The organism is Ruegeria haliotis (genome assembly GCF_013377785.1).
Lineage (GTDB): Bacteria > Pseudomonadota > Alphaproteobacteria > Rhodobacterales > Rhodobacteraceae > Ruegeria > Ruegeria haliotis.
In genome coordinates this window covers 96,416-121,919 of the sequence record NZ_JABXWT010000003.1, presented here as the reverse complement: position 1 = coordinate 121,919, position 25,504 = coordinate 96,416, and the positions used below count along the sequence as shown (strand labels likewise).

Annotated in this window: 26 protein-coding genes; 12 read left to right on the top strand and 14 right to left on the bottom strand. The window is 57.0% G+C overall.

Translation table 11 applies throughout. The features are described 5' to 3' along the window. Nucleotides 1-71 precede the first annotated feature (71 nt). On the top strand, nucleotides 72-518 hold the full coding sequence (locus HW561_RS09120) for an NUDIX hydrolase (protein WP_176863913.1): 447 nt from the start codon (nucleotides 72-74) through the stop codon (nucleotides 516-518). Here the strand turns inward: HW561_RS09120 and HW561_RS09115 are convergent. Further along, nucleotides 515-1,786, bottom strand: a complete 1,272-nt coding sequence (locus HW561_RS09115; protein WP_328803268.1) for a PP2C family protein-serine/threonine phosphatase — start codon at nucleotides 1,784-1,786, stop codon at nucleotides 515-517. The genes HW561_RS09120 and HW561_RS09115 overlap by 4 nt on opposite strands. A gap of 168 nt (nucleotides 1,787-1,954) precedes the next feature. Here HW561_RS09115 and HW561_RS09110 point away from each other — a divergent pair, with 168 nt between their 5' ends. Continuing rightward, the gene (locus HW561_RS09110; RefSeq protein ID WP_176863909.1) at nucleotides 1,955-2,284 is read left to right on the top strand and encodes an Hpt domain-containing protein; all 330 of its coding nucleotides are present in this window, start codon (nucleotides 1,955-1,957) and stop codon (nucleotides 2,282-2,284) included. A gap of 2 nt (nucleotides 2,285-2,286) precedes the next feature. Here HW561_RS09110 and ilvA read toward each other — a convergent pair whose 3' ends face one another. Together ilvA and HW561_RS09100 are read right to left on the bottom strand one after the other, a co-directional pair. Beyond that, entirely contained in the window at nucleotides 2,287-3,513 is a 1,227-nt protein-coding gene (gene ilvA, locus HW561_RS09105) for a threonine ammonia-lyase IlvA (protein WP_176863907.1), read from the bottom strand. 58 nt (nucleotides 3,514-3,571) lie between these two features. Further along, nucleotides 3,572-4,345: a hypothetical protein gene (locus HW561_RS09100; RefSeq protein ID WP_176863905.1), complete on the bottom strand. Its 774-nt coding sequence runs from the start codon at nucleotides 4,343-4,345 to the stop codon at nucleotides 3,572-3,574. Between the two features lie 141 nt (nucleotides 4,346-4,486). Between HW561_RS09100 and HW561_RS09095 the strand changes: the two genes are divergently transcribed. Further along, the gene (locus HW561_RS09095) at nucleotides 4,487-5,713 is read left to right on the top strand and encodes an argininosuccinate synthase (protein ID WP_176863903.1); all 1,227 of its coding nucleotides are present in this window, start codon (nucleotides 4,487-4,489) and stop codon (nucleotides 5,711-5,713) included. Between the two features lie 152 nt (nucleotides 5,714-5,865). Continuing rightward, the gene (locus tag HW561_RS09090) at nucleotides 5,866-6,147 is read left to right on the top strand and encodes an SCP2 sterol-binding domain-containing protein (protein ID WP_176863901.1); all 282 of its coding nucleotides are present in this window, start codon (nucleotides 5,866-5,868) and stop codon (nucleotides 6,145-6,147) included. A 41-nt stretch (nucleotides 6,148-6,188) separates the two neighbouring features. Here HW561_RS09090 and HW561_RS09085 read toward each other — a convergent pair whose 3' ends face one another. Genes HW561_RS09085 through HW561_RS09075 form a run of 3 tightly spaced genes read right to left on the bottom strand, consistent with a single transcriptional unit; the run spans nucleotide 6,189 to nucleotide 8,047 of the window. Next, the gene (locus HW561_RS09085; RefSeq protein WP_176863899.1) at nucleotides 6,189-6,524 is read right to left on the bottom strand and encodes a carboxymuconolactone decarboxylase family protein; all 336 of its coding nucleotides are present in this window, start codon (nucleotides 6,522-6,524) and stop codon (nucleotides 6,189-6,191) included. Between the two features lie 11 nt (nucleotides 6,525-6,535). Continuing rightward, the gene (locus HW561_RS09080) at nucleotides 6,536-7,297 is read right to left on the bottom strand and encodes an amino acid ABC transporter permease (protein ID WP_176863897.1); all 762 of its coding nucleotides are present in this window, start codon (nucleotides 7,295-7,297) and stop codon (nucleotides 6,536-6,538) included. A 9-nt stretch (nucleotides 7,298-7,306) separates the two neighbouring features. Beyond that, nucleotides 7,307-8,047 (bottom strand): amino acid ABC transporter ATP-binding protein, encoded by a 741-nt coding sequence (locus HW561_RS09075; RefSeq protein WP_176863895.1) that lies wholly within the window; start codon nucleotides 8,045-8,047, stop codon nucleotides 7,307-7,309. Nucleotides 8,048-8,168: 121 nt separating this feature from the next. Between HW561_RS09075 and HW561_RS09070 the strand changes: the two genes are divergently transcribed. The 3 genes from HW561_RS09070 (at nucleotide 8,169) to msrA (ending at nucleotide 10,760) form a co-directional block, all read left to right on the top strand. Beyond that, entirely contained in the window at nucleotides 8,169-8,939 is a 771-nt protein-coding gene (locus HW561_RS09070; protein WP_176863893.1) for a transporter substrate-binding domain-containing protein, read from the top strand. 253 nt (nucleotides 8,940-9,192) lie between these two features. Then, nucleotides 9,193-9,948 (top strand): creatininase family protein, encoded by a 756-nt coding sequence (locus tag HW561_RS09065; protein ID WP_235962847.1) that lies wholly within the window; start codon nucleotides 9,193-9,195, stop codon nucleotides 9,946-9,948. A gap of 140 nt (nucleotides 9,949-10,088) precedes the next feature. Then, on the top strand, nucleotides 10,089-10,760 hold the full coding sequence (gene msrA, locus HW561_RS09060; protein ID WP_176863889.1) for a peptide-methionine (S)-S-oxide reductase MsrA: 672 nt from the start codon (nucleotides 10,089-10,091) through the stop codon (nucleotides 10,758-10,760). On the opposite strand, the gene HW561_RS09055 is transcribed toward msrA, so the two are convergent. Together HW561_RS09055 and HW561_RS09050 are read right to left on the bottom strand one after the other, a co-directional pair. Further along, nucleotides 10,757-11,629 (bottom strand): ribokinase, encoded by an 873-nt coding sequence (locus HW561_RS09055; RefSeq protein ID WP_176863887.1) that lies wholly within the window; start codon nucleotides 11,627-11,629, stop codon nucleotides 10,757-10,759. The two genes, msrA and HW561_RS09055, sit on opposite strands and share 4 nt — an antisense overlap. A 3-nt stretch (nucleotides 11,630-11,632) precedes the next feature. Further along, a complete protein-coding gene (locus HW561_RS09050; RefSeq protein WP_176863885.1) occupies nucleotides 11,633-13,888 on the bottom strand; it encodes an NADP-dependent malic enzyme in 2,256 nt (751 codons plus the stop codon). A 160-nt stretch (nucleotides 13,889-14,048) separates the two neighbouring features. Between HW561_RS09050 and mutS the strand changes: the two genes are divergently transcribed. Further along, nucleotides 14,049-16,673 (top strand): DNA mismatch repair protein MutS, encoded by a 2,625-nt coding sequence (gene mutS / locus HW561_RS09045; protein ID WP_176864455.1) that lies wholly within the window; start codon nucleotides 14,049-14,051, stop codon nucleotides 16,671-16,673. A gap of 58 nt (nucleotides 16,674-16,731) precedes the next feature. Here the strand turns inward: mutS and HW561_RS09040 are convergent, their stop codons facing one another. Both HW561_RS09040 and hrcA read right to left on the bottom strand, forming a co-directional pair. Next, nucleotides 16,732-17,295 (bottom strand): nucleotide exchange factor GrpE, encoded by a 564-nt coding sequence (locus tag HW561_RS09040; protein WP_176863883.1) that lies wholly within the window; start codon nucleotides 17,293-17,295, stop codon nucleotides 16,732-16,734. Between the two features lie 10 nt (nucleotides 17,296-17,305). Next, nucleotides 17,306-18,370 (bottom strand): heat-inducible transcriptional repressor HrcA, encoded by a 1,065-nt coding sequence (gene hrcA / locus HW561_RS09035; RefSeq protein ID WP_176863881.1) that lies wholly within the window; start codon nucleotides 18,368-18,370, stop codon nucleotides 17,306-17,308. A gap of 112 nt (nucleotides 18,371-18,482) precedes the next feature. Here hrcA and rph point away from each other — a divergent pair, with 112 nt between their 5' ends. The 4 genes from rph to HW561_RS09015 are packed head-to-tail and all read left to right on the top strand — an operon-like array spanning nucleotide 18,483 to nucleotide 21,308. Then, entirely contained in the window at nucleotides 18,483-19,196 is a 714-nt protein-coding gene (gene rph, locus HW561_RS09030; RefSeq protein WP_176863879.1) for a ribonuclease PH, read from the top strand. Next, nucleotides 19,193-19,807 carry an RdgB/HAM1 family non-canonical purine NTP pyrophosphatase gene (rdgB, locus tag HW561_RS09025; protein ID WP_176863877.1) on the top strand — a complete coding sequence of 205 codons (615 nt, stop codon included), beginning with the start codon at nucleotides 19,193-19,195 and terminating at the stop codon, nucleotides 19,805-19,807. Before rph ends, rdgB begins: the two co-directional genes overlap by 4 nt. Next, on the top strand, nucleotides 19,797-20,951 hold the full coding sequence (hemW, locus tag HW561_RS09020; RefSeq protein ID WP_176863874.1) for a radical SAM family heme chaperone HemW: 1,155 nt from the start codon (nucleotides 19,797-19,799) through the stop codon (nucleotides 20,949-20,951). Before rdgB ends, hemW begins: the two co-directional genes overlap by 11 nt. 3 nt (nucleotides 20,952-20,954) lie before the next feature. Further along, on the top strand, nucleotides 20,955-21,308 hold the full coding sequence (locus HW561_RS09015; protein WP_176863872.1) for a YbaN family protein: 354 nt from the start codon (nucleotides 20,955-20,957) through the stop codon (nucleotides 21,306-21,308). Here HW561_RS09015 and HW561_RS09010 read toward each other — a convergent pair. Genes HW561_RS09010 through mnmG form a run of 4 tightly spaced genes read right to left on the bottom strand, consistent with a single transcriptional unit; the run spans nucleotide 21,298 to nucleotide 25,497 of the window. After that, nucleotides 21,298-22,194, bottom strand: coding sequence for a ParB/RepB/Spo0J family partition protein (locus tag HW561_RS09010; RefSeq protein WP_176863870.1), 897 nt, complete (start codon nucleotides 22,192-22,194; stop codon nucleotides 21,298-21,300). The two genes, HW561_RS09015 and HW561_RS09010, sit on opposite strands and share 11 nt — an antisense overlap. A gap of 21 nt (nucleotides 22,195-22,215) precedes the next feature. Then, complete coding sequence (locus HW561_RS09005) at nucleotides 22,216-23,019, bottom strand: ParA family protein (protein WP_176863868.1); 804 nt, start codon at nucleotides 23,017-23,019, stop codon at nucleotides 22,216-22,218. Next, nucleotides 23,012-23,632 (bottom strand): 16S rRNA (guanine(527)-N(7))-methyltransferase RsmG, encoded by a 621-nt coding sequence (rsmG, locus tag HW561_RS09000; protein WP_176863866.1) that lies wholly within the window; start codon nucleotides 23,630-23,632, stop codon nucleotides 23,012-23,014. Before rsmG ends, HW561_RS09005 begins: the two co-directional genes overlap by 8 nt. Further along, complete coding sequence (gene mnmG, locus HW561_RS08995) at nucleotides 23,629-25,497, bottom strand: tRNA uridine-5-carboxymethylaminomethyl(34) synthesis enzyme MnmG (RefSeq protein ID WP_176863864.1); 1,869 nt, start codon at nucleotides 25,495-25,497, stop codon at nucleotides 23,629-23,631. Before mnmG ends, rsmG begins: the two co-directional genes overlap by 4 nt. Nucleotides 25,498-25,504: the final 7 nt, after the last annotated feature.

Genomic DNA, 25,504 nt, shown 5'->3' with positions numbered 1-25,504 from the left:
TTCCTTACACGCCACGGGTTGGCATACCGCCACCATATAGGTCGAACAAATTGGGTTTTAAGGGGCCATACATGATCAGACGGTTCGGTGAAACCCCAGAGCCGGGGCAGAGATATATCCGGCGACCCGGGGTGTATGTCTTGTTACCACAAGGGCGCTCATTGCTGGTGACATGGTATGACGATGGCCAGAACCCCGAGCTGCAATTGCCGGGTGGCGGCATTGATCCCGGCGAATCCCCGGTGACCGCTTTGCATCGTGAGGTGTTTGAAGAAACCGGCTGGCTGATCGCCGCCCCCCGTCGCATCGGCGCCTTTCGCCGCTTTACCTATATGCCAGAATACGATCTGTGGGCCGAGAAGGTCTGCACGATTTACCGCGCCCGTCCTGTCCGCCGCATGGGACCGCCAACCGAAGCGTTCCATGAAGCCCGCTGGATGAGCGCTGCGGAGGCGGTCGAAAGGCTGGGCAATTCCGGGGACCGGCATTTTGCCGGCCTTCATCTTGCAGGGCTCTAGGGACCGTTATACTCAAAAAAGACAGCCGACACGTCATCGCCCATCCCCTCATCCGGGGACATCACTTGCGTCAACTTCCAGAACATATCGTCCAGAAACTCGGACCCACCCCGCCCTGCGGCGCACTCAAGGGCCATCTGACGCAACCCGGCTTCGTCCAGCAGACCACCGTCTGCCAGATGACACTCAGTAAACCCGTCTGAATACAACAAGAGTTTGTCGCCCGGTTTCAAATGCGTTTCGGTCTGGTGAAAGGACACGTTCGGCAGCAGTCCGATGGGCAGTCCCCCCTCACCCAAAAACTCGGTGCTGCCATCGTGCCGCAGCAGCAGAGGATGCGGATGTCCGGCCTGCACCATTTTCACATGCCCGTTGCGCAGATCGACGATTGCATAGGCCATCGTAAAGTACTCTTCGATCCCGGCATCCGCCATTAAACGGCAATTGAGCGCTTCGGCCACGTCTTCGGGCGGCAACAGGGCGTAGAATTTGTTGAATCGCGGTTCCATCGCCACGTTCTGATCAAAATGCGTGCTGGACAGATAACTGCCCAGCCGCGCCGTCATCATCGCCGAGGTGATGCCGTGACCAGACACATCAATGCTATAGAACCCCAACCGATTGACCCCCGGTGAAAACATGCCCACCAGATCGCCGCCAATATGACCGCACGGTTTCAGCAACAGGCTGACCCGCGACTTTCCGAATTCTCGCGTCAGTTCAGGCACCAGTGATTCCTGAATCTTCCGGGCCTGAATCAGATCCTTGTCGATGGCATCGTGGGCCAGTTTCAGTTCCTCAAGTGCGGACTCGATCAAGCGGTTTTTCTCGGACAGCTCACGTTGCATGTCCAGAATGCGGGCACCGGCCGAGATACGCGCCCGCAGTTCGCCGGCCTCAAGCGGTTTGATCAGAAAATCATCGGCCCCGGCATCCAGACCGCGCGCAACCTCCTGCTTTTCGCTTTTGGAGGTCAGCAGGATGAAATAGCTGTATTGCTCTGAGTCCAAAGCACGAAATGCGCGGCAAAAATCCAGCCCGCTCATCCCCGGCATGATCCAGTCGCTGACCACAAGATCGGGCGGGTCATCGGCGCACATCGCCATTGCGACATCACCGCTCTCTGCCTCGAGCACATCGAACCCCCATTTCCTGAGCGAAGCCACCAGAATACGCCGCTGCAAGCGGCTGTCATCGACAACCAGAACCTTTCGGATCGCACCAAAGTCCAGATCTGACCTGGCTTCCTCTAGATTCGCCCCTGACACCCTGTAACCTCTACGCTGTGTAATCTTCCCGGACAGAGCGACCCTAGCGTCGTGGGATTTAACATCCGGTGAAGGGTCACAACCCAGGGTTATTTCATCCATTTAATCGGCTGTTTACCGGGCGTGCGGTAACAAGGGTCATTCGCAATCCGATGCAGGAGGATGATCATGATCCACTGGCCCAGGGTCAGACAGTTGCGGGACGAGGTCGGTGTGGAAGAATTTGACGAGGTGGTTCAGATTTTTCTGGAAGAGGTGCAGGAGGTGATCGCTCGCTTGCACGCGGACACAACGCGCCGCGAATTGGAGCAGAACCTGCATTTCCTGAAAGGAAGTGCGCTGAGCCTTGGGTTCGACCAGTTCTCGAAACTATGTCAAGATGGCGAGCGGCGGGTTGCTGCGGGACACGGGACGGAGGTCGACCTCCCTGCGATTCTGGCGGCTTTTGACGCGTCAAAATCGGTTTTCGAGGCAGATCTTACCGCAAATCTGATCTGAGCTCAGATCACAAATTGCGCCAGTGTTTCGTCTTCAGTGATATCGGTATAGGTGAACCCTGCATCATCCAGATGCGCAAACAGGCGCATGAAATTCTCGGGCTTGCGGGTCTCGATCCCGATCAGGACCGAGCCAAAGTTGCGGGCTGATTTCTTCATGTATTCGAACCGGGCGATGTCATCCTCCGGGCCCAGAATGCCAAGAAATTCCTTCAACGCGCCGGGTCGCTGCGGCAGGCGCAGGATGAAATATTTCTTGACCCCGGAATAGCGCTGCGCGCGTTCTTTGACTTCGGGCAGGCGTTCAAAATCGAAATTGCCGCCTGATGTGACACAGACGACGGTCTTGCCGCGTACAAAGCTTTGAATATCGCCGACCGCTTCGACCGCCAATGCACCGGCGGGCTCCAGAACGATGCCTTCGACGTTCAGCATCTCGATCATGGTGGTACAGATGCGGTCTTCGGACAGCACCAGAACGTCCGACAAGTGCCGATTTCGCAGCAGTTCAAAAGGTTTTTCCCCGATCCGCCCCACTGCCGCGCCATCGACAAACGTATCCACATGATCCAGCGCCACGGGATGCCCCGCCGCCAGCGCCGCGCGCAGGCAGGCCCCGCCCGCAGGTTCGACAAACAGACAATGGCTGCGTTCCCCGAACCAGGATGCAACGCCCGATGACATGCCGCCCCCGCCCACCGGCAGCACGACATGATCCGGCACGCCGCCTAACTGGGCCTCGATCTCAACCGCCAGGGATGCCTGCCCCTCGATCACATCGACATCGTCGAAAGGAGACAGGAAATGCCCACCCTGTTCGGCACACCAAGCCTGCGCAGAGGCCAGCGTATCGTCGAAATAGTCGCCAGTCAGGTGAATCTCGATATTCTCTCCACCAAAGATGCGGGTCTTCTGGATTTTCTGCTGCGGCGTTGTCACCGGCATGAAAATAACGCCCTTCACGCCCAGATGCTTGCACATATAGGCCACGCCCTGCGCGTGATTTCCCGCACTGGCGCAGACGAATAATTCCTGCCCCTGCTGCTTGCGCATGGCGTTAAACGCGCCACGAATCTTGTACGACCGCACCGGGCTCAGGTCTTCGCGCTTAAGCCAGATATCGGCGCCATAGCGGTCGGACAGATGGGCATTGCGCTGCAACGGCGTCGCCGGGAACACAGAGCGCATCGCCTGTTCGGCAGCGCGGGCACGGGTCATGAAGTCAGTCATGCGCGTGTCAGTGGCCTATCCTGACTAAAAGGGCAAGGAATACATATGTGTACCCGCTTCAGGTAAGCTCGCGTTTTTCGATGAATATGCCGTACATCGTGGTCAGGATGCTGACGTTGATCAGCGGCAGGATCAGAGTTCCAAAGAACACTGTTAGCAGCACTCCTAACACCGGAATGAAGGCAAGAGCAGTAAAGATCAACTGAATTGCAATTTGGAACAAGAACGCGACAACAAGCAGAACAAAGACTGCGCCCGAAACGCCGACTGTGCTTGCCCAAGCCTCTCCAATGGTAACCGGATGGCCAATTGCTGCTGCCGGGAGAATGATGGACAGACGATAGAAACACACAATGAGAAACATAGAATAAACAACCGTCACAACGACGGAAACGACCTCGCCGCCTCCTACACTAACCAGAGCAGATATCAGCAGCCCCATAGGAAGCCAGGCAATTGCAAAGAGAAGACCAAGCAACAGAAGACGACCAAGATAAGCAAGAATTCGGTCAAAGCGAAAAGTCGGAACAATCCCGCTTGGATACTCTTCCAGCAGTATGAAACGATGCCACGAGACAGCGATCCAGAACATCGTTATTAACATCACTACGATCAAAGTGAGAACGAAAGCAAAAATTGAACCCACCGAAGTACCAAACGGCAATTGGTCGGCGCTATCGTCTAGAGCCTCAAGTGGAATATCCAAAACTACAAACAAGACAACAATCACCGCCGTAGCGATGGCTGCAGGCCCCACAGTAATATGAAGCACCTGCTTAAGGTTTCCAAAAACCATTCGCACCGAATGCGCAAAAATCTTCCAGCCCAACATTTGAAATCTATCCCCTCAACCAATCCTTGTTTTCTTTCCGCCTGTTTCATCTCAATTCCCACCCTGCGTCAACGCTCATAACTTGCCCCCGGATGCAAAACCGGCTAGGGGCCAATCGTTCTACGCATAAGGGGAATTCAGATGTCCGCGCCCAAGAAAGTTGTTCTGGCCTATTCCGGTGGCCTTGATACCTCGATCATCCTAAAATGGCTGCAGACCGAGTATGGCTGTGAGGTCGTGACCTTCACCGCCGATCTGGGTCAGGGAGAGGAGCTGGATCCTGCCCGCAAGAAGGCCGAGCTGCTGGGGATCAAGCCCGAGAACATCTATATCGAGGATATCCGCGAAGAGTTCGTTCGCGACTTCGTCTTCCCCATGTTCCGCGCCAATGCGCAGTATGAGGGTCTGTATCTGCTGGGCACCTCAATCGCGCGTCCGCTGATCTCGAAACGTCTGGTTGAGATTGCGAAAGCCACGGGCGCTGATGCCGTTGCGCATGGTGCGACCGGTAAAGGTAACGATCAGGTACGCTTTGAGCTGGCCGCTTACGCCCTGAACCCCGACATCAAAGTAATCGCCCCATGGCGTGAGTGGGATCTGACCAGCCGGACCCGCCTGCTGGAGTTCGCCGAAGCAAACCAGATTCCGATTGCCAAGGACAAACGCGGCGAAGCACCCTTCTCGGTTGACGCGAACCTTCTGCACACCTCGTCCGAGGGCAAAGTTCTGGAAGATCCCGCCGATATGGCGCCTGACTATGTCTATCAGCGTACTGTTCATCCCGAGGATGCGCCCGATCAGCCCGAGTTCATCGAAATCGGTTTTGAAAGAGGCGACGCCGTCAGCATCAATGGCGAAGCGATGAGCCCGGCCACCATCCTGACCAAACTGAACGAATATGGCGGCAAGCACGGCATTGGCCGTCTCGATCTGGTCGAAGGTCGCTTTGTCGGTATGAAGTCGCGCGGTATCTACGAAACACCTGGTGGCACCGTTTTGCTGGAGGCGCACCGTGGCATTGAATCAATCACAATGGACCGCGGCGCGATGCACCTGAAGGACCAGCTGATGCCGCAATATGCGGAAATCATATATAACGGCTTCTGGTACTCGCCTGAGCGTGAGATGTTGCAAGCCGCCATCGACAAATCTCAGGAACATGTCACCGGCACCGTACGTGTGAAACTGTACAAGGGCCTCGCCTCGACCGTGGGCCGTTGGTCGGATCACTCGCTCTATTCCGAAGAGCATGTGACCTTTGAGGATGACGCGGGCGCCTACGACCAGAAGGACGCCGCAGGTTTCATTCAGCTGAACGCGCTGCGCCTGAAACTGCTGGCCGCCCGCGACAAGCGTCTGGCCAAGTAATCGATCTGACAAAGCAAGTGATCGCCCCGGCACCCGAAAACGGTGTCGGGGTTTTCTTTATCCAGTCACCGGTGCGTCAGTTCCCGTAGGGTCAGGCTTGCCCGACCCTTGGGTTTGTCTTTACGCACAGGTCAGCTGCGAAAGGACGGATCATGCTTCAGGATATTGCCGACGGGATTCAAAACGGGCTGAATGGCAAGAGCTTTGACGGCTCGCTGAAATTCGACTGTGGCGAGGACGGCGTGATTGTTCTGGCCGATAGCCAGGCCACGACACAGGACCAGGACACGGACTGCACCATTCGTATTTCCCGGGACAACCTGACCAAGCTGTTGACTGGTAAGCTTAATCCAATGACGGGTGTCGCGTTGGGAAAGCTAAAAATCTCGGGAAATATGGGTGTGGCGATGAAGCTGGGACAGCTGCTTGGGTAAGGTCTTTGGTATCGACCGCAGATCAGGACGCATCCCGTCCCCTACTCTGAGAACACGTCATACGCCTTGAGCGCCTTGGCACTGTAGGTAAAAGACGGCCCGCCGCCCATATAGGTGGCCATGGCCAGCGCCTCGCACATCTCGTCGCGCGTTGCCCCCAGCCGCACCAGAGACCGCACGTGGAACCCGATGCAACTGTCACAACGCGTCGCGACGGCAATGCCCAGCGCCATGAATTCCTTGATCTTCTCGCTCAGCGCGCCGTCGGCTTTGGCGGCCTTTCCCATGATGCCGAACCCACGCACGGTTTCGGGGATCTCTTTGGAAAAGCTACCGATATTGGCCTCGGTTTCGGCCATGAAATCTTTCCAGTCCATGTCTTAACTCCTTACCCGCGCTCATCCGAGCCCATGCGCCGTTCCAGCCAGCGTACACCGGCGCTGATGATCAGAACCAAAATCAGATACTCAAAGATCAGCAAAGTGTAGATTTCCAGTGGACGGTATTCCGTCACCACTAGTTCGTTGGCCCGGCGGGTCAGTTCCTGCATCCCGATCACACTGGCGAATGCGCTCATCTTGACGATATAGATGAACTGGTTGGCCAACGGGGGCAGAATACGCCGGATCGCCTGCGGCAAGATCACGTAGCGCATCGTTTGAATGGAATTCAGCCCGACGGTCTGCGCCGCCTCGCTTTGGCCCTTGGCAATAGATTGAATGCCGGCGCGATAGATCTCGGCGGTAAAGGCACTGTCAGAGATTGCCAGCGTTATGACTGCGCCCCAGAACGGGTCGATGGGGATATTCATACCCATCGACTGAAACACAATGGGTAGCCCGTAAAACACCCAAAACAGCATCGGCAACAGCGGGATCGAGCGAACGAACTCGACATACACCCGGTTGACCAACCGCCAGCCGCGTTTCTCGGACAGGGCCGGAAAAGCGACAATCAGGCCAATGGCAATCGACAGGAACGCCGCAATCAGCGAGATCTGGATCGTCGCGCCCATCCCCGAGATCAGGAATTTCACATTGGTCCACCCGGTGCTGGTGGTCGGGTTGACGACGTACCAGCCCCACGTCTGGGAGGACGAGCACCCCGCAACCAGCAAAAGAAGGGACAGGGGGATAAGCGTTTTTTTCATCGGACCCACTCAGTGCTGCAAGATCTGGCTCAGGAATTTCCGGCATCGCGCGGAACCTGGATTGGTAAAGAAGTGTTCGGGCCTGCCCTGCTCTACGATCTCGCCTTCATCCATGAAGATCATGTTGTCGGCCACCTTGCGGGCAAAGCCCATTTCATGGGTGACGACGACCATGGTCATGCCTTCTTGGGCCAGCTCGACCATCACGTCCAGCACCTCGGATATCATCTCTGGATCCAGCGCCGAGGTCGGCTCATCAAACAGCAACACCCGGGGCTCCATGCACAGCGATCGGGCGATAGCCACACGCTGTTGCTGTCCCCCGGACAGCTGGGTCGGGCGTTTGTCGGCCTGATCCGGGATGTGGACACGGTCCAGATAATGGCGCGCCCGTTCCTCGGCCTCTTTCCGGCTGAGTCCACGCGCCTTGATCGGGCCCAGTGTCAGGTTCTCAAGCACCGTGAGGTGCGGGAACAGGTTGAACTGCTGGAACACCATACCGACCTCGGACCGGATCGCGGCGGTTGATTTAGGATCATCCGTCAGTTCGGTCCCATCAATGCGGATCGTGCCATTCTGGTGTTTTTCCAACTGGTTGATACAGCGCACAACCGTGGATTTGCCTGACCCGGACGGGCCGCAGATCACGACCTTTTCACCGCTGCCAACCGTGAGATTGATATCTTTAAGCACATGAAATGTGCCATACCACTTGTTCACGTCAACAAGTTCGATCGCGGCGTCTGGCATTGGCTGAACGGCCCTTATTTTATTCTCGGTAAAATATTTTCTTGAGGTTATCTTTGTCTTCGCGCTTAAATCAAGGAACAATATGGCAGCAAGACCCAACCGCCACCAACGGGAGAACTAGATGAATACGTTTTGGAAAGCCGCGGCAGCCGCAGCGCTTGGCTTGGTATTGTCGGGGGCGGCTCAGGCGCAATCGGCCTTGAACGAGGTGCTGGATTCCGGCGTACTGAAGGTTGGAACAACGGGCGACTGGAACCCGATGTCCCTGCGTGATCCGGCCACGAACAGTTACAAAGGCTATGATATCGACATCATGAATCAGCTGGCCGCCGATCTGGGGGTTGAGGTTGAGTATGTGCCCACGGACTGGAAAACATTGGTCAATGGCGTGGTCGCGGGCAAGTACCACCTGACCGGATCAGCCTCGATTTCACCGCCGCGGATGAAGGTTGCAGGGTTTTCCGACAGCTACATCGCGGTCGAGCTGTTTCCCTATACGATCAAGGACAAGGCCGACAGGTTCGACGGCTACGATTCGATCAACCAACCGGATGTAACCGTCGCTACAACCCTCGGAACGACCTTTGAAAAGCGCGTGCGCGAGTGGTTCCCGAATGCGGAAATCAAAGTGGTCGAAGCCCCTGCGCGCGGCTTTCAGGAGGTTCTGTCCGGGCGTGCCGATGTGTTCATTACCTCGAACATCGAAGGTTCAACGCTCGAAGCCAAATTCCCGGTCGTGCGCGTCAAGAATGCCGGCCCCCGGTCGCCTTCACCCATCGCGATGCTGTTGCCACAAAGTGATCAGGTCTGGATCAACTACGTGAACAATTGGATCGAGGTGAAGAAAGCGCAAGGCTTCTTCGACGAAAACAGAAAGAAATGGGGTCTGTGACCCAAATAACGCCCGACCTTTGGGGTCGGGCGTTTGAATTGAAACTCAGGCTGTGGTCGCGAAAAGGTGATCACGGACATACCGGACCGCCCGAACAGTTCGGACAATGTCAGTCTCACGAGTAACGGTGTATTTTGACCGCCGTGCCGGTCAATCGATCCAACATTTTATTAACGTCTCAGATAAATGGAGCCTCCATTGGTCCAGGTGTCCTGAGCTTCGATTGAAAGGGTCTGCAATGAAACTGGGGCACATGACCTGGTACGATGTCGATGCACGTATCACGGCAGGCGCAGCAATCCTGTTGCCCATAGGCTCGACAGAACAACACGGGCCGATGGGACGCCTCGGCACCGATACGATCTGCGCCGAAGCCGTTGCTCTGGCCGCTGCTGAAATCTGCGATGCCATTGTTGCCCCACCCCTTGCCTACACGCCCGCACCCTTCAATACCTCGTTTCCCGGCACGATTTCGGTGTCCCCGGAGACGTTCCAGACCCTAGCACAGGAAGTCATCGCCGGACTGTTGGCCCAAGGGTTTACCGGTGTGTTCGCGGTAAATGGCCATGGCGCGAATCTTGCGCCGCTCAATCAGATTGCCAGCACTCTCGCATCGCCAAAGCTGCAAATCCGCAGTTGGTGGGATCCCGAACCCGTCAATACCTTGCGCAATGACCTGTATGGCGACTGGGAGGGGATGCACGCCACCCCATCCGAGATCGCGATCACCCAAAGTCTTTTAGGATCCCTGCCCGTCAATCAGGCAGCGGAACCACCCGAAAAACTCAGCCAGGACTACCTGCGCGCCCACAGTGGCGACCGTCACGGTCCGCCCAAGGAACACCGCGCGGCGTTTCCGGATGGTCGGGTGGGATCACACTCAGCACTGGCCACACCACAGGACGGTGCGAAACTGCTACGCGTTGCAGCCAAGGCCATCGCACAGGAGTTCAGCGCGTTTGAGGCGCAGTCGCTTGCGGAACCGGCCGACTGCGAAAGGGGAGAATGACATTGTCGACGGCACGTCCTGCCACGTACTGAACGTCAGGGACGGGCGATAAACTCGTCTCACCAGCGCGTGACAAACGATGTCAGGCAATTGCAAGACGATCCAACTCGGGTCAACTTCGTCTCGGAAGGAGACTTGCCATGACCCGGACTGTTTACCTCGACTACATCAAGCCCGTCCTGTTGCTTACGCTGATTACCCTAGTCGCGATGCTGCGCGCTGTACCCGCCCCGGCGGCCGGAGCCGAAACACTGACCGTGGCCGGAGGTTGCTTCTGGTGCGTTGAATCCGATTTCGAATCCGTCCCCGGGGTGATCGGAGCGGTGTCGGGATACACCGGCGGCAAGGCGACCAACCCGACCTATGATCAGGTTTCCAAAGGCGGCACGGGTCATTATGAGGCCGTGCAAATCACCTTTGATCCGGCCCGCGTTTCACGCGAAACACTGCTAAACATGTTCCTCCGGTCCGTCGACCCCACAGATGCAGATGGTCAGTTCTGCGACCGCGGTGACAGTTATCGCACAGCGATATTCGTCTCTAATAAAGGCGAAAAAGCACAAGCTGCGAAAGCCAAAGCCAATGCACAGGCCGCATTGGGTCAGACAGTCGTCACGCCAATTCTGCAGCAATCAACCTTTTATCCAGCCGAGGCCTACCATCAGGATTACTACAAAGGCGACAAGCTGGTGTTCACCCGCTTTGGCCCCAAACGTCAGAAAAACGCCTATAAAGCGTATCGCAAGGCCTGCGGACGAGATGCGCGCGTCAAACAGCTTTGGGGAAAAGACGCGCCCTTTGCCGGATCCTAATCGAACTGCGCGTCGCGCACTTCTCTGAGATCGGGAATGACATCTGCTGTACCGTGCCGCGTGACCATCAGGGCCGCGGCGCGGTTCGCTTGTAAGATTGCCTGTTCCATCGGCATGCCACGGTCCATACCGGCCAGCACGTAACCGGTAAAGGTATCTCCCGCGCCCGTCGTATCGATCGCCTGTACCTTGTGCGCTGCAAAATCGACCGGCTCACAGCCCTGCTGCAGATACCGCGCGCCTTTGGAGCCGAGAGTCACGATCACGTGCCGAACCGGGATGTCGGCGGCACTCAGCCCGGTTTCTTGTTGCAGCTGCTCGGCCTCAACTTCATTCAGGATCAGGAAATCCAGATACGGCAGCACAGCCTGCACCGCCTGGGCCTGAAACGGCGCGGCGGCATAACAGACCGTCAGGCCCAGCTCGTGCCCCAAACGCGCGGCTTCGACCTGTGCGTTGGTTTCGTTCTGCATGACCAGCAGGTCGCCGGTATTGGCCGACGCCAGAGCCTGTCCCAATTGCCGCACATCCAATGCATGGTTGGCACCCGGGTAGAGGACAATCAGGTTCTCTCCTTGCGCATCCACAGCGATAATCGCGTGGCCGGTGGGCACCTCGACCTCGGCAATGTAACGTGTATCCACGCCGTATTCCGTCAGCCGATCCCGCGCCCAGCGCCCATCTGACCCCACGGCCCCGATATGGTTGACGCGCGCACCGGCGCGGGCAACGGCCACAGACATATTGGCCCCTTTGCCGCCCAGAAAACGGTCCAACCCATTGGCCGCAAGGGTTTCCCCCGGCGCGGGCAAATGCGGCAGGGCGTAGACCATATCCGCGTTGATCGAGCCGAGGTTCCAGATCGCCATGGCCTACCCGATATCGCAGGAGGCGAGGATCGCCATGTTCAGGATGTCATTCGCCGTCGAAACGGTCGAGCAGATCTGGATCGGTTTATCGATGCCAGACAGGATCGGACCGATGACTGTCGCGCCACCCATTTCCTGCATAAGTTTGGTCGAGATCGACGCCGAGTGACGGGCGGGAACGATCAGGATGTTCGCAGGACCGGTCAGGCGCGAGAATGGGTAGGCCTCTTGCTGATGGGCGTTCAGGGCCACATCCACGGTCATCTCACCTTCGTATTCGAAATCGACACCCCGGGCATCCAGAACCGTCGGCGCGACGTGCATCTTTTCCGCCCGCTCTGAGACAGGGTACCCAAAGGTCGAAAAGCTGACAAAGGCCACGCGGGGTTCAAGACCCATGTGGCGGGCAATCGCCGCGGCGCGTTCAGCGATATTGGCCAGGTCATTCTCATCCGGCCATTCATGCACCAGCGTATCGCCGATCAAAACGATCCGCCCCTTATGAAGCAAAGCGGTAACGCCCGCAGCTCCGCGCGCGGCGTCTGCGTCAAAGACATGATTGATCCGGTCCAGCACATGCGCCGATTTTCGGGTTGCGCCCGTGACTAGTCCGTCCGCATGGCCATGGGCCAGCATCAAGGACGAAAATACGTGCCGATCCCGCGCGGCCAGCCGGTGGATGTCCTTGGTGTCAAACCCTTTGCGCTGCAGCCGTTTGTACAGAAATTCCTTGTAGGTATCGAGATGCGCGGTGTTGGCGGCATTCACCACCTCCAGTTCACGCACGGCATCGCTGAGGCCGGCCTCCTCCAGCCTTTGTTTGACCTCATCAGGTCGCCCGACAACCAGCGCTTTGCCGAAGCCCGAGCGTTGATACATGACCGCGGCACGCAACACACGGGGATCATCGCCCTCGGCAAAGATCATCCGGCTTTGTGCGGCACGGGCGCGGGCGTTCAGGCCACGCAGAATGCTGGCGGTTGGGTCCATACGCGATTTCAGGCTCAGTTCATACGCGTCCATGTCGATGATCGGGCGTCGGGCAGCACCAGTATCCATCCCGGCCTTGGCAACCGCCGTCGGAATGCGATGGATCAGACGCGGGTCAAATGGGGTCGGAATAATGTAGTCGCGGCCAAAGGTCAGCGTTTTGCCGTAAGCCAGCGCAACCTCATCGGGTACATCCTCGCGCGCCAAGCGGGCCAGCGCGTGGGCGCAGGCAATCTTCATTTCGTCATTGATGGCGCGGGCGTGGATATCCAGCGCACCGCGGAACAGATAGGGGAAACCAAGCACGTTATTGACCTGGTTCGGATAGTCGCTGCGCCCGGTGGCAACGATGGCATCCACGCGAACCTCATGTGCCTCTTCCGGGGTGATTTCGGGATCGGGATTCGCCATCGCAAAGATCACCGGGTTATCCGCCATACTGGCAACCATATCCTGCGTCACGGCCCCCTTGACCGACACGCCCAGAAACACGTCCGCGCCATTCATGGCGTCTTCCAGCGTGCGCAGGTCGGTTGTGATCGCGTGGGCCGATTTCCACTGGTTCATACCCTCAGTCCGACCCTGATAGATCACACCTTTGGTATCACAGACGATGCAGTTCTCATGCCGCGCGCCCATCGCCTTGAGCAATTCGATACATGCAATCCCCGCAGCACCCGCGCCGTTCAGAACGATCTTCACATCTTCGATCTTCTTGCCCGAGATATGCAGCGCGTTCAGCAGGCCTGCCGCACAAATCACCGCTGTCCCGTGCTGGTCATCGTGGAAGACCGGGATATCCATCTCTTCCTTCAGGCGCTGTTCGATGATGAAACACTCGGGCGCCTTGATGTCTTCAAGGTTGATGCCACCAAAGGTCGGGCCCATCAGGCGCACAGCGCGACAGAACTCATCCGGATCTTCGGTGTCCAGTTCGATATCGATCGAGTTCACGTCAGCGAACCGTTTGAACAGGACCGATTTTCCCTCCATCACCGGTTTCGATCCCAGCGCGCCAAGGTTGCCAAGGCCCAAAACGGCGGTCCCGTTTGAGATCACGGCCACCAGATTGCCCTTGTTGGTATAGTCATAGGCCGTTTCGGGATTTTCCGCGATTGCTTCACATGGAACAGCCACACCGGGACTGTAGGCTAGCGACAGATCGCGCTGCGTGGTCATGGGAACGGTGGCTTGCACTTCCCATTTGCCGGGGGTGGGGTCCAGGTGAAAGGCCAGCGCCTCTTCTTTGGTGATCTTCGCTTTGGGCATTTGATACGTCGTTTCTTTGCAACTGCGGGCTTCCGCCTCATACCGCAGCTGCGGTCCCGCCTCAACGAGAATACTTTTCACCTTTCGCAGCAGAGGGGGGATTTGTAAGGTCGCGACCGGAAGACGCCAGAAGGGATCAGCCTTGTCCACAGTCACGCCGATGATGGCGCAATATCTCGAAATCAAAGAGGCTCACGCCGACGCCCTGCTGTTTTATCGCATGGGCGATTTCTACGAGATGTTCTTTAAAGACGCCGTGAACGCCTCGGAGGCGCTGGATATCGCCCTGACTAAGCGCGGCAAGCACAATGACAACGACATTCCGATGTGCGGCGTACCTGTGCATTCTGCCGAAGGTTACTTGTTATCTCTGATCCGCAAAGGGTTCCGTGTTGCCGTCTGCGAGCAGATGGAAAGCCCGGCTGAAGCCAAAAAAAGAGGCTCTAAATCGGTCGTAAAGCGCGATGTCGTGCGTTTGGTCACCCCCGGCACTCTGACCGAGGACGCGCTGCTCGAGGCGCGTCGACACAATTTTCTGGCCGCCTATGGCGAAGTACGGGATGAGGCGGCATTGGCCTGGGCCGATATCTCAACCGGTGCGTTTCACGTGATGCCGCTGACCTCGGTCCGACTGAGCCCCGAACTGGCGCGTCTGGCGCCATCCGAGCTGATCATCCCGGAGGGTCTAGAACAAAAATTGCATGATCCCGTTCAGGATCTTGGAATCTCGCTGACACCAGTCGGCCGGGCCAGTTTCGACAGCACTGCGGCAGAAAAACGCATCTGCGGCTTGTTTCACGTGGGCGCATTGGACGCGTTTGGAAATTTCGGGCGCGCCGAAGTGGCCGCCATGGGTGCGCTGATCGATTATCTTGAGATCACACAAAAGGGCAAACTGCCCCTGTTGCAAACCCCGTTGAAGGAAACCGAGGATCGTGTTGTTCAGATAGATGCTGCCACCCGCCGCAACTTGGAGCTGACCCGGTCCTTGTCGGGCGGTCGCGCCGGATCGCTTTTGTCGGTGGTGGATCGCACCGTTACGCCGGGCGGCGCACGATTGTTGGAACAGAGGTTGTCCAGCCCGTCACGCAATCTGGATGTCATCCACGCCCGCCTGGATGCGATATCGTTTGCCGCCGGCGATAGCCTGCTCGCTTCGGACATGCGGGACGCATTGCGCAAAACACCCGATCTGGACCGCTCTCTGTCACGTCTGTCACTGGATCGCGGCGGACCCCGCGATCTGACGGCCATTCGCAACGGGCTGACTCAGGCCGCCGCCATTGCAGAGCTGTGCACTGGCCAAGATCTGCCGGTTTTGCTGGCAACAGCCATGCAGAACCTGACCGGATTCGACGACCTGCTGAACCTGCTGGATGAGGCCCTTGTGGCAGAACCGCCGTTGCTGGCCCGCGACGGGGGGTTCATTGCACCGGGCTTTGACAGTGAGTTGGACGAAGCCCGGACCCTGCGCGACGAGGGACGCTCGGTCATTGCCGGGTTTCAACAGAAATACGTCGAACACACCGGCATCACCTCATTGAAGATTAAGCACAACAACGTGCTGGGCTATTTTATCGAAACCACGGCGACCCATGCCCAAAAGATGCTGAATCCACCTTTCAGCGAAACCTATATCCACCGCCAGACCACTGCCAACCAAGTGCGGTTCACGACCATCGAACTCAGCGAGATTGAAACCCGCATTCTGAACGCGGGAAACTTAGCGCTGGAAGTCGAAAAACGACTCTATCAAAGGTTATCTGGCGCAATTCTGGACCTGGCCGCACACCTGAATCAGGCCGCCCGGGGGCTGGCAGAGCTGGACCTGACCACAGCACTTGCAGATCTCGCACGCGGTGAAAACTGGTGTCGCCCGCAGGTTGACACCTCACGCGCATTCAATATTCAGGGCGGGCGCCACCCCGTCGTCGAACACGCGCTGAAACAGCAAAGCGGCGATACCTTCATCGCCAATGACTGCGATCTCAGCGCCGATGCGGGCGCAGCCATCTGGCTGCTGACCGGCCCGAACATGGCCGGTAAATCGACCTTTCTACGGCAGAACGCTTTGATTGCACTGCTGGCTCAGATGGGCAGTTATGTCCCGGCAGAGCAGGCGCATGTAGGTCTTGTCAGCCAGCTGTTCAGCCGCGTGGGCGCATCCGATGATCTGGCGCGTGGGCGCTCGACTTTTATGGTTGAAATGGTCGAAACCGCCGCCATCCTGAACCAGGCCGATGACCGGGCACTGGTCATATTGGATGAAATCGGTCGCGGTACCGCCACGTATGATGGGTTGTCCATCGCCTGGGCCACACTTGAACACCTGCATGCTGCCAACCAATGCCGGGCTCTGTTCGCCACCCATTACCATGAGCTCACAGCGCTTGCCGGGAAGCTTGCCGGGGTGGAGAATGCCACCGTTACCGTCAAGGAATGGGAGGGCGAAGTGATCTTCCTGCATGAGGTCCACAAGGGTGCCGCCGACCGCTCCTATGGTGTTCAGGTCGCCCAGCTTGCCGGCCTGCCCGCCTCGGTGGTCGAGCGCGCCCGTATTGTCTTGGATCAACTGGAGAAAACAGAACGTGAAGGCGGAAAGCAAAAAAACCTGATCGACGATCTGCCGCTCTTCTCTGCTGCTCCACCACCGCCGCCAGCACCGCCGCCCGCACCGAAATCATCCCCGCTGACAGAGATGATGGCGAGCGTTCTGCCAGACGAGCTAACCCCACGCGAAGCGCTTGACCTGATCTACAAACTGAAAGAGGCGGTCAAATCCTGACCGCCTCTTCATCTTTTCAAAAATACTCACGCCGAAGGCACGCGCCCTCAGGCGCGTTTCAGCTCGCAGGTGTCGACGACACACCCACTTGCGCCGGGCGCAGCAGACGGTCGTGCAGCATAAAGCCTTCGGCGGACACCTGAATGATGTCGCCTGCACGGGTGCCGGGCAGCGGCGCTTCGAACATGGCTTCGTGGACATTCGGGTCAAACCGGTCACCCACTTCGGGCGTGATCACCTCGATCCCATGCTTCTGGAACACGTCCTTCAGCACCCGCATGGTCAGCTCGACACCTTCCAGCAACGCGCCGGCCACTTCTCTCTGCTCTTCTGTCGCCGCCTCAAGTGCGCGCTTCATGCTGTCATAAACCGGCAACATATCCCGCGCCAGCTTCGAGCCACCGTATTGCTCGGCATCGCGCCGCGCCTTGTCACCGCGTTTGCGCGAATTCTCAGCATCTGCCAGCGCGCGCATGAATCTGTCTTTATACTCGTCCCGTTCGGCACGCAACGCATCCAGCTCCAGCTCTTCATCGCTGAAGTCCGCCAATTCGTCGGCCAGCTCTTCCGCCTCAGCGGTTGCGATATCATCCAGAAAATCTTCGTTCTTCGGCTCTGCCATTTCTTACCCTCTAGCTCCGGTCGGATATCAGCTTGCCGACCAGTTGCGCCGTATAATCCACGATCGGCACGATTCGCCCGTAATTCAGACGTGTGGGCCCAATGACCCCAACCGCACCAATTATCTTACGATCAGCGTTCATATATGGAGACACCACCAAAGAGGAACCCGAAAGTGAGAAAAGTTTGTTCTCTGACCCAATAAAAATGCGCACACCCTCGCCTTCTTCGGTCAATTCAAGGAATTCCGCGATGTCACGTTTGCGTTCAAGGTCATCAAACAAGGTGCGAATGCGGTCCAATTCCTCTGCCTCACCCGGCTCACCCAGCAGATTCGCCCGCCCACGCACGATCAAGCGGGCTGAGTCGGACCCGTCCCCATCCCAGGCAGCCATGCCACTTTCCACCATTTCACGGGCCAACGCATCGATTTCCTGCCGCCGCGCCGCGATCTGGGTTTGCATCTGACGCCGTACTTCGCTGAGCGTCCGCCCCTCGATCAGCGCATTCAGGAAATTCGCAGCCTCGCGCATCGAACTGGGCGTCTGCCCCGGCGGCGGTGTGAACAGGCGGTTTTCGACCTGCCCGTCCGAGAACACCAAAACCACCAAAGCGCGATCATGGGCCAGTGATACGAACTCGATATGCTTGATCTCGGACTCGTGCTTGGGCGTCAGAACCAGCGAGGCGCCATGTGTCACGTGTGACAAAGCCGACCCAACCCGGTCCAGCATTCCCCCAACATCACCCGCATTAGAGCCTAATGTGTCGTCCAGTTTCTGACGGTCAGCCGCGCCCAGATCGCCGACCTCCAGCAACCCATCAACAAACATCCGCAGACCCTGCTGGGTCGGAATCCGACCTGCACTGATATGAGGGCTATCCAGCAAACCCAGAAACTCCAGATCCTGCATGACATTACGCACCGTCGCGGCACTGACTTTTTCCGACAATGTGCGTGTCAGGGTACGGCTGCCAACCGGCTCACCACTGTCCAGATAGCTCTCGACAATCAGCCGGAACACCTCGCGTGACCGGTCATTCATCTCGTCCAGAATTTTGCTTGCTTCGCTCATCTGCATTCCCCTGCTGGGTCGCCATTAAATAGCAGGCATTGGAAAGGTCAATCGGGGTTGCATCGTAACGCTGCGGGGCGTTATCCCCAACCCAGCAAACAAAGGATTTCCGATGCGACCCTCTGGACGAGATTTAAGCGAAATGCGCGCCGTTTCAATCGAAACGGGGTTCACCAAACATGCCGAAGGTTCCTGCCTGATCAAAATAGGCGACACCCATGTGCTGTGCACCGCCACGATCGAGGATCGCGTGCCGCCATTTATCAAAGGCTCGGGCTTGGGTTGGGTCACCGCCGAATACGGCATGCTGCCCCGCGCAACCAACACGCGGATGCGGCGTGAGGCTGCCAGCGGCAAACAAGGCGGTCGCACGGTTGAAATCCAGCGCCTGATCGGCCGTTCGCTGCGTGCAGGCGTTGACCGGGTTGCATTGGGCGAACGCCAGATCACCGTGGATTGTGATGTGATCCAGGCCGATGGCGGCACCCGCTGCGCTTCGATCACCGGTGGTTGGGTTGCACTGCGGCTGGCAGTCAACAAGCTGATGAAAGCGGGTGATGTAATCTCAGACCCGCTGGTTGATCCTGTGGCGGCTGTGTCCTGCGGCATCTATGCGGGTCAGCCGGTTCTGGATCTCGACTACCCAGAAGACAGCGAAGCCGGAGTAGACGGCAATTTCATCATGACCGGTTCCGGAAAACTGATCGAAGTGCAGATGTCTGCGGAAGGCTCGGTCTTCAGCCGCGACCAGATGAACCAGTTGATGGATCTGGCCGAAAAAGGCGTCGGTGAACTGGTCGCAGCGCAAAAGGCCGCCACTGCATGACCCGTAAGTTCGACGGTGACAGGCTGCTAGTAGCCACCCACAACAAAGGCAAGCTTGAGGAGATGGTACATCTGCTTGAGCCCTTTGGCGTGAGCGTCGTGGGCGCAGGTGAGATGAACCTGCCCGAACCGGAAGAAACCGAAGACACGTTCGTCGGTAACGCCCGGATCAAGGCCCATGCCGCCGCCAAGGCCACTGGCCTGCCTGCCCTGTCGGACGATTCCGGTATCACCATCGATGCGCTTGACGGGGCGCCGGGTGTTTACACTGCCGATTGGGCCGAAACTGGCGAAGGTCGTGATTTCCTGATGGCGATGACCCGCGCGCACGAGGAATTGGAGTCAAAAGACGCCGCACACCCCCGCACAGCGCAGTTCCGTTGCACGCTGGTTCTGGCCTGGCCTGACGGGCATGACGAAGTGTTCGAGGGCGTCTCGCCCGGTCATCTGGTCTGGCCGATCCGTGGTAAGGACGGGTTTGGATACGACCCGATGTTTGTCCCGGACGGGCATGACATTACCTTTGCCGAGATGGATCGTTGGGAAAAGAACAAGATCAGCCATCGCGGTCGCGCGGTGGAGATGTTCGTGAAAGGCTGTTTTGACGGATGATTGGCGCAACGGGGGCTTTGGCCTGTATGTGCACTGGCCCTTTTGCGAGGCCAAGTGCCCCTATTGCGACTTCAACAGCCATGTTTCAAAAAGTATCAATCAAAAACAATGGCTTGAATCGTATCTCAGTGAACTTCGCCGCTCGGCTTCCGAAACACCTGATCGGGTATTGAACACGATCTTCTTTGGCGGTGGAACGCCCTCGCTAATGAATCCTGAAACCGTCGCTGCGGTGATCGATGAGGCCCGCGCGCTGTGGCGACCAGCCAACGACATGGAAATCACACTCGAGGCTAATCCCGGTTCGGTCGAAGCTGGTCGCTTTGCCGCCTATCGCGATGCGGGCGTGAACCGAATATCGATGGGTGTTCAAGCCCTGAATGACGATGATCTGCGGCGACTTGGGCGGATTCACACGGTTGCCGAAGCCCGCGCAGCATTCGACATCGCGCGCGCCTGTTTTGACCGTGTCAGCTTTGACCTGATCTATGCTCGACAGCATCAAACACTGGGTGCGTGGCGCGCGGAACTGTCCGAGGCTCTGTCCATGGCTGTTGATCACATGTCACTGTACCAGTTGACGATCGAAGACGGCACCGCCTTTGGCGACCGATATGCCATCGGCAAGCTGCGCGGCCTGCCCCAGGATGACAGCGCTGCAGATATGTATCTGGCCACGCAAGAAATTTGCGAAGCGCATGGGCTGCCCGCCTATGAAGTGTCAAACCACGCACGACCCGGGTCGGAATCGCAGCACAACCTGATTTATTGGCGATATGGGGATTACGTGGGTATCGGGCCCGGCGCACATGGGCGGATCACCTTGAACGGACGAAAATACGCGACCGAGACCTATCTCTCTCCCAATGGATGGCTCAAAGCAGCCGCTGAAGGATGCGGTGACAAGGATCGTGTCGAGCTATCTGCTCAGGATCAGGCAATTGAACACATGATGATGGGTATGCGGGTTAAGGAAGGACTAAATGTAGACAGATATGAGGCACTGTCTGGCTCTGCACTATCTCAGGAAAAAATCAACGATCTTACCGAACTTGGCATGATCACGCGTCAGGACAACCGTCTCGCCGCAACCAAAGACGGTCGCGCAGTGCTGAACGCCGTCATAAACGAACTGCTGGGGTAGCGCATGCATTACATCTGGAGCGGATTGGGGCTGCTTTGCGTTGCCCTCGCCATGGTCGGGGTCGTACTGCCGCTGTTGCCTACGGTTCCCTTTCTGTTGCTTGCCGCATTCTTTTTTGCCCGATCTTCATCTCGCCTGCACAACTGGCTCATCACTCACCGCACTTTTGGCCCGCTGATTCTGGATTGGCAAAGATCCGGTGCCATACGTCCAGTCGCAAAAAAGGCGGCCACCTTGTCGGTCGCCGCCGTGTTCGGCTTTTCGGTTTTTGTCTCTGTCCCGTCACATGTCCTGATGATTCAGGCGGTTGTTCTGGGTGGTGTCCTGCTGTTTATCTGGACCCGTCCTAACGGCTGAGTTTGGCGCAAAGATCATCCAGCTGGTCCAGGTTTTCGTAGGTCAGCATCACCTGCCCTGTCTCCGTCCCCGCTTTGTGGTTGATCGACACCTTCATTGCCAAAATTGCTGACAAGTCCTTTTCCAAAGCCCGCGTATCTGCATCCTTGCCCGCATCCAGATTTCTGGATCGCGGCGCAGGGCGATCCGCATCACCTTGTTGCTGCTTTTTTACCAAAGCCTCAGTCGCACGCACCGACAGGCCATCACGGACGATGACTTTCGCCAGTTCAGACGGGTTTTCTGCTGTGATCAGCGCCCGTGCATGGCCAGCAGATAGCTTGCCTTCGATCACCAGTGTCTGCACATCCATCGGCAGCGACAGAAGACGCAGTAGATTGGCAATATGGCTGCGGCTTTTACCCAAAGCTTCGGCCAGTTTTTCCTGTGTATGGCCAAAACGATCCATCAGCTGCTTGTATCCCGCAGCCTCTTCCACAGCGTTCAGATCGGCCCGCTGGATGTTTTCAATGATCGCAACTTCGAGAACTTCGGTGTCATCGAATTCGCGCACTATCACTGGAATTTCATGCAGTTGCGCCATCTGCGCAGCACGCCAGCGTCGCTCACCAGCGACGATCTCATACTCATTTTCGCCCACTGCGCGGACGATCAAGGGCTGAATAATGCCCTTTTCCTTGACCGACGCGGCCAGCTCATCCAACTGCTCGGGCATAAAGGTCCGGCGAGGTTGGTTGGGATTGGCGTGCAGCTTCTCGATTGGCACATTCAGATCCGGCCGCCGAGAATGCGTTGGCGCGCGGCCCTCGGCCTCGGGCGTGACATCGGCCATCAACGCGGACAGTCCGCGTCCCAGGCCCCTTGGTTTTGCTTTTTTGGCGCTCACGTCGCCCTCCTCACTTGCCGCTCAGGCGGCGACTTTGTCATTCTTGTGCATGATCTCACGGGCCAAATGCCGATAGGCCATCGCGCCTAGCGAGCCCGAGTCATATTGCAAAACCGGCAACGCATAGGATGGCGCTTCGCTGACCCGCACGTTTCTGGGTATTTTGGTCTTAAAAACCATCTCACCCAGATTGTCACGCGCATCCTTTTCAACCTGACGGGACAAGTTGTTGCGGTTGTCATACATGGTCAACACAACACCTTCGATTCTGAGTTCCGGATTTGCCGTTTGCCGCACCTCTCGAATTGTCAGCATCAGTTGTGACAATCCTTCCAGCGCGAAAAATTCACTTTGCAATGGCACCAGAACCGAATGCGCCGCGACCATGGCGTTTACGGTAAGCAAGTTCAGTGAAGGTGGGCAGTCGATCAGGACGAAATCGAGGTTGTATTGATCAATAGCCGTCTGTCGCAATGCGTCATGCAGCAAATAGCTGCGTTTTTCATTTGAAATCAACTCGATATCTGCCGAACTCAGATCAACCGTCGCTGGAACAACAAAAAGCCCGTCGATTTCGGATTCCTGCACGACAGCCTCAAGCGGCGCGTCATCCAGGATCAGATCATAGGTGGTCCAATCCCTGTCCTCTACCCCAAGACCTGTTGACGCATTCCCCTGTGGATCCAAATCCACGACCAGCACCTTGCAACCGGCTTCCGCCAGTCCCGCTGCCAGATTGATCGCCGTTGTGGTCTTTCCAACCCCGCCCTTTTGATTGGCTACCGCAATTATCCGGGGCCCTGAGGGACGAGACAGATCAACCACGTGATACTCCTTTGATCTTAAGGATTACGGCCTGGGGTTCCGTTAGACTTGTAATCGGCTCAGCATCAAACTTCCATTCCTGGCGCGCATCCGCCAGTTCTTTTTTCCAGCTTGCGCCTTTCAGCAACAAAGCCGTGCCATCCTTGGCCAAATGCCTGTCACAGAAGGACAATAACAGGCTTAAATCTGCCAAAGCCCGAGCTGAAAGAACGTCCGCGCCCATTGGATCAACGGCTTCGATTCGCTTTGGTAAAACACTGCATGTGACCCCACACTCGCGTGCAACGTTGCGCAAGAACGCTGATTTGCGCTGATCGCTCTCGATAAAGGTGAATTTGGAATCCGGAGATGTCTCAACAGCCATGATTGCACAGACCATACCCGGAAACCCTCCTCCGCTTCCCAGATCGACCCAGCTTCTGAACGTGTCAGCGCATCGGTAAACCTGTACGGAATCCAGAATATGGCGGGTCCATATTTCTTTCAGGCTGTTTCGGGACACCAGATTAATCTTAGGATTCCAGCGTTCGACCATTTCCACATATGTAGTCAGGCGTGTGAATGTTTCACGTGAAACATCCAGCCCAGCGAAAATATCACTATCAGCATTCATGCCTGACGAGCTCTTTGATCACGGCGCAGTTTCGCCAAAACCAATGTCAAAGCGGCCGGTGTAACACCTTCTACCCGGCTTGCCTGCGCGATATTGGCAGGTTTTGCTTGTGATAATTTCTGCTTCATCTCTGAGGACAAGCCGTCCAAGGCGAAGTAATCGAATTCACGTGGGATTTCATAGGATTCGTCCCGCTTCATCGCTTCTACATCGCGTTGCTGGCGGGCGATGTAATTCGCATAAAGCGCGTCCCGCTCGACCTGCAAACGGATATCACCCTCAACATCTTCAAGATCGGGAATCAAGGGTACCAGATCATCGAAGGAGACGTCAGGAAACGCCAAAATCGCCATACCATCCCGCCTGTTACCATCTTGATTGATATTGATGCCCACCGCCCGCACCTCTTTCGGTGTATAGGTCTTCATTGTCAGCGTTGATTTTGCAGCGTTGAGCAGGTCCATCTTGCTTTCGAAATGCTCGTGGCGCTTTTCGCCAACACAGCCCAGCTGCAACCCAATTGGCGTCAGGCGCTGATCCGCATTGTCAGCCCGCAAAGACAATCGAAATTCGGCGCGCGACGTAAACATACGGTAGGGTTCTGCCACTCCACGTGTCGTCAGGTCATCAACCATGACCCCAATATAGCTGTCCGCGCGGGTAAAATGTGCCGGTTTCCGGTCTTGAACCTGCAGTGCTGCATTCAACCCTGCGACCATCCCCTGAGCTGCGGCCTCTTCGTATCCTGTAGTTCCGTTAATCTGCCCTGCAAGATATAGTCCTGGCACCTCAGGAAGCGACAAAGATGCCGTCAACACGCGCGGATCCACATAGTCATATTCAATGGCATAACCGGGTTGAAGTATTTCAGCCTTCTCTAGCCCCTTAATGGATCTTACGTAGTCCAGTTGAACATCTTCCGGCAGGGATGTTGAGATCCCGTTTGGATAGATCGTGTGGTCGTTGACGCCTTCGGGCTCCAGAAAAATCTGATGAGACTCCTTATCCGCGAAACGTACAATTTTGTCTTCAATTGAAGGGCAGTATCTTGGACCAACACCATCAATATGACCGCCATACATAGCCGATTTGGAGAGATTTTTTTCGATAATCTCATGAGTGCGCGCATTTGTATGAGTTATTCCGCACGAAATCTGCGGCGCAACGATGGATGTCGACAGGAATGAGAAGAGAGTCGGATCCTCATCCCCATCCTGACGTTCCAGATCTGACCAGTCAATTGTGCGGCCATCCAAACGCGGCGGCGTTCCGGTTTTCAACCGCGCCATAGGCAGATTGTAGCTGTCTAACCGTTCAGCCAGTTTTACAGACGGCCGGTCGCCCATACGCCCACCTGGGCGCGATACATCCCCAATGTGAATCACGCCTCTCAGAAAAGTACCTGAGGTGAGAATAACTGCTCCGGCAGGGATCTCAGACCCATCGCCAAGTTTGACTCCCGCAACGCGATCCCCTGCCATCAGAAAGTCAACAACTTCGCCAATGACAACTGACAAGCCGTGCTGTGCTTGAATTTCTTTTTGCATCGCCGCCTGATATAGCGCCCGATCTGCTTGTGTCCTTGGCCCTTGTACCGCCGGCCCTTTGCGGCGATTCAATAGGCGGAACTGGATGCCCGCCTGATCTGCAACGCGGCCCATCACACCATCGAGGGCATCGATCTCTCGCACCAGATGACCTTTGCCCAACCCACCAATTGCCGGGTTGCACGACATCACTCCGATATCAGAGGCTGACAGTGTCACCAGCGCAGTGGTGGCGCCCATCCGCGCAGCGGCATGGGCAGCCTCGGTTCCGGCATGGCCTGCCCCGATCACGACAACATCAAATTTCGAATGTTTCACGTGAAAC

Excerpts from the sequence above, each read along its gene's own strand:
- HW561_RS09120 (WP_176863913.1), top strand. The coding sequence starts at position 72 with ATGATCAGACGGTTCGGTGAAACCCCAGAGCCGGGGCAGAGATATATC.
- HW561_RS09110 (WP_176863909.1), top strand. The coding sequence starts at position 1,955 with ATGATCCACTGGCCCAGGGTCAGACAGTTGCGGGACGAGGTCGGTGTG.
- ilvA (WP_176863907.1), bottom strand. The coding sequence starts at position 3,513 with ATGACTGACTTCATGACCCGTGCCCGCGCTGCCGAACAGGCGATGCGC.
- HW561_RS09100 (WP_176863905.1), bottom strand. The coding sequence starts at position 4,345 with ATGTTGGGCTGGAAGATTTTTGCGCATTCGGTGCGAATGGTTTTTGGA.
- HW561_RS09095 (WP_176863903.1), top strand. The coding sequence starts at position 4,487 with ATGTCCGCGCCCAAGAAAGTTGTTCTGGCCTATTCCGGTGGCCTTGAT.
- HW561_RS09090 (WP_176863901.1), top strand. The coding sequence starts at position 5,866 with ATGCTTCAGGATATTGCCGACGGGATTCAAAACGGGCTGAATGGCAAG.
- HW561_RS09085 (WP_176863899.1), bottom strand. The coding sequence starts at position 6,524 with ATGGACTGGAAAGATTTCATGGCCGAAACCGAGGCCAATATCGGTAGC.
- HW561_RS09080 (WP_176863897.1), bottom strand. The coding sequence starts at position 7,297 with ATGAAAAAAACGCTTATCCCCCTGTCCCTTCTTTTGCTGGTTGCGGGG.
- HW561_RS09075 (WP_176863895.1), bottom strand. The coding sequence starts at position 8,047 with ATGCCAGACGCCGCGATCGAACTTGTTGACGTGAACAAGTGGTATGGC.
- HW561_RS09070 (WP_176863893.1), top strand. The coding sequence starts at position 8,169 with ATGAATACGTTTTGGAAAGCCGCGGCAGCCGCAGCGCTTGGCTTGGTA.
- HW561_RS09065 (WP_235962847.1), top strand. The coding sequence starts at position 9,193 with ATGACCTGGTACGATGTCGATGCACGTATCACGGCAGGCGCAGCAATC.
- msrA (WP_176863889.1), top strand. The coding sequence starts at position 10,089 with ATGACCCGGACTGTTTACCTCGACTACATCAAGCCCGTCCTGTTGCTT.
- HW561_RS09055 (WP_176863887.1), bottom strand. The coding sequence starts at position 11,629 with ATGGCGATCTGGAACCTCGGCTCGATCAACGCGGATATGGTCTACGCC.
- HW561_RS09050 (WP_176863885.1), bottom strand. The coding sequence starts at position 13,888 with ATGCCCAAAGCGAAGATCACCAAAGAAGAGGCGCTGGCCTTTCACCTG.
- mutS (WP_176864455.1), top strand. The coding sequence starts at position 14,049 with ATGATGGCGCAATATCTCGAAATCAAAGAGGCTCACGCCGACGCCCTG.
- HW561_RS09040 (WP_176863883.1), bottom strand. The coding sequence starts at position 17,295 with ATGGCAGAGCCGAAGAACGAAGATTTTCTGGATGATATCGCAACCGCT.
- hrcA (WP_176863881.1), bottom strand. The coding sequence starts at position 18,370 with ATGAGCGAAGCAAGCAAAATTCTGGACGAGATGAATGACCGGTCACGC.
- rph (WP_176863879.1), top strand. The coding sequence starts at position 18,483 with ATGCGACCCTCTGGACGAGATTTAAGCGAAATGCGCGCCGTTTCAATC.
- rdgB (WP_176863877.1), top strand. The coding sequence starts at position 19,193 with ATGACCCGTAAGTTCGACGGTGACAGGCTGCTAGTAGCCACCCACAAC.
- HW561_RS09015 (WP_176863872.1), top strand. The coding sequence starts at position 20,955 with ATGCATTACATCTGGAGCGGATTGGGGCTGCTTTGCGTTGCCCTCGCC.
- rsmG (WP_176863866.1), bottom strand. The coding sequence starts at position 23,632 with ATGAATGCTGATAGTGATATTTTCGCTGGGCTGGATGTTTCACGTGAA.